Here is a 2494-nt window from a genome sequence, read left to right on the forward strand (position 1 = left end):
CGCAGGAATGACAGTTACAGGCTTTTTCCAAGTTTGTCATTCCTGGCTTGACCAGGAATCCAAAAACTGCAAAAGCATAGTTACCATGAAATATAAAGAGGATACATTTATTTGACAGAAGAACCAAAGCATAAAACAATAACTTTAATAAATCCAATCCCTGAAAAAGGAATTAATACTTTTCTTGAACTTTCTACCCATTTCAGAGATTTTACATTTTTAGCAGTTGAAGGGTGGCGTCCGGTCAAAATTGATGGAACCTATCTGAGTCGAAATGTAAAATATTATTCTCGTCAATATGATCTGACTCCAATTTACAAACAATCCCATATTCTTCTTGTTCCTTCTCATTTTGAGGAAGGATTTGGAAGGGTTGTAACTGAAGCAGGGTTATATGGGGTGCCTTCAATTGTATCGAATAGAGGAGGGCTAATCGAGGCTGTAGGCAACGGAGGATTGGTTGTAAACTCTCATGATATTAAAGAATGGAGTGGAGCCATTAAAACCATTGATGACCCTAATAGTTATACAAAGTTCCGTAACCAAGCAAAACAGCACGCTGATCTATTCCTAAAAGACCCTGTTCATCAACTTATAGAAATTGGGGTTCTTTAATAACCATATCCCATCAAAATAAATAATGAATGTCTATCTTGACAATGTCACATTAGGATGTAAACCTATGATTTTAAAGGGGTTGGCATTTTCATGTGTAAAAAGTAAAAAGGCTTTAAAATCAGCAATCTATGTTGTAATGTGACATTGTCAAATTAAAGAGGATACGAAAATCTGCTAGCTGTATTTATGAGATGACTTTAAGTTAGAATAAGACATGCAACTTTTGATAGATGTAAAGAATTACATAGCGCTTAAGAAGGCTTTTGACAATAGCTGGATCAGCCTGATAAAGTCACAGCAATGAAGCTTCCATATCCGGTACTGATAGCCCTGCGCTACCTCAAGTCAAGGAAGCGACACAAGAGCATCTCCTTTAATGCCGTCATATCCATTGGCGGGGTGGCGGTGGGGGTGATGGCGCTGATCATAGTCCTTGCCGTGATGAGCGGGTTTCACCAGGACCTGCAACGCAAGATACTCGGCATAAACGCCCACATTATTATGACGAGCCGGGCAGGGCAAATTCCGCAATACGAGTCCCTGACCGAAGACGTAAAAAAGGTTGCCGGTGTTGCCTCGGCTGCCCCCTTTGTGCTCGGACAGGTCATGGCCGCACGCGGCAGAGGGGCACAGGGAATCTTCCTGCGCGGCATTATACCGGATAGGGAAAAGACCATCACGGGCATATACTCCTTCATCAAAGAGGGCAGACTGGAATCTCTCTCAAACGTACACAACGGTATCGTCATAGGCAGAGAGCTGGCCAACAACATCGGCGTAACGCTCAACGACGAACTAAACATCATTTCGCCAATGGGAGAGATAGGGCCATTAGGCATGTTGCCAAAGACACGGAAATTCAAGGTCGTTGCCATCTTTGAGATCGGCATGTACGAGTACGATTCAAGCCTCGCCGTTACCTCCATTGACGCCGCTCAGGACTTCTTCGATCTCAAGGATTCCGCCACCGGTATCGAGGTCAGGGTGGACGACATATATCAGGCACGGCAGGTCAGGCAACGTATAAACGACACACTCGGCTATCCCTACCATGCCCGCGACTGGATGCAGATGAACAAAAACCTCTTTTCGGCCTTAAAGCTCGAAAAACTGGCCATGTTTGTCATCCTGACGCTCATCGTGCTTGTTGCCGCATTCAACATCGTCTCAACGCTTATCATGAGCGTCATCGAAAAGGAGCGCGACATCGCAATCCTAAAGACCATGGGGGCCACCAATGCCGGCATAATGTATATATTCATGTTGCAGGGGTTTATCATTGGTCTTGTGGGGACGCTCATAGGACTGGCGGGAGGTTCCCTCACGTGCTATGTGCTGGATACGTATGAGCTGATAAAGTTGCCGGCCGATGTGTACTATCTCAGCCGTCTGCCGGTTAAGGTAAACGTTTCGGACTTTATGCTGGTTTCGGTTTCAGCCATAGTGATAAGCTTTCTTTCGACGATCTATCCGGCCTACCAGGCCGCCAATGTCAATCCCATAGATCCCCTTAGGTTTGAGTAGGCGACGCCTTGGAAATAAGGCAGCGTTAGCCTGAAACGGGCAATGAAGCAAAACACGGCATCAATTAACCGTGCCCAACGCTTAATTACTCATGTTACGCATAGAAACAAAAAAAAAGGTTTAGAGGTTTAAACAACTGCGAGAAATATGTACTATGGATGAAGATAAATGGGGTCAAGGGGACTTCTTCATGCCCGGGGTGGCTCACCCCTCCCCTTGTGGGTGGGTCTGAGGGAGGGGGCGGCGCCCCATAGGTGTTAAGTTAAGCATGATACCTCCAGTACCTCCAAGTCTTTTAGTGTTAATTTCTTAGGTTTAGGCGTATTTGACGGTTCATCAATCAACTGTAATG

At 45.2% G+C, this 2494-nt stretch carries 2 protein-coding genes; both read left to right on the top strand.

Going from position 1 to position 2494, the window contains the following annotated elements; all coding sequences use genetic code 11:
* Positions 1–111: 111 nt before the first annotated feature.
* Positions 112–615, top strand: coding sequence for a glycosyltransferase (locus tag HWQ67_RS16200; RefSeq protein WP_218253723.1), 504 nt, complete (start codon positions 112–114; stop codon positions 613–615).
* 303 nt (positions 616–918) lie between these two features.
* The gene (locus tag HWQ67_RS16205) at positions 919–2142 is read left to right on the top strand and encodes a lipoprotein-releasing ABC transporter permease subunit (RefSeq protein ID WP_218253724.1); all 1224 of its coding nucleotides are present in this window, start codon (positions 919–921) and stop codon (positions 2140–2142) included.
* Positions 2143–2494 lie beyond the last annotated feature (352 nt).

This window comes from Candidatus Magnetobacterium casense (genome assembly GCF_019173545.1).
Lineage (GTDB): Bacteria > Nitrospirota > Thermodesulfovibrionia > Thermodesulfovibrionales > Magnetobacteriaceae > Magnetobacterium > Magnetobacterium cryptolimnobacter.

Excerpts from the sequence above, each read along its gene's own strand:
- HWQ67_RS16205 (WP_218253724.1), top strand. The coding sequence starts at position 919 with ATGAAGCTTCCATATCCGGTACTGATAGCCCTGCGCTACCTCAAGTCA.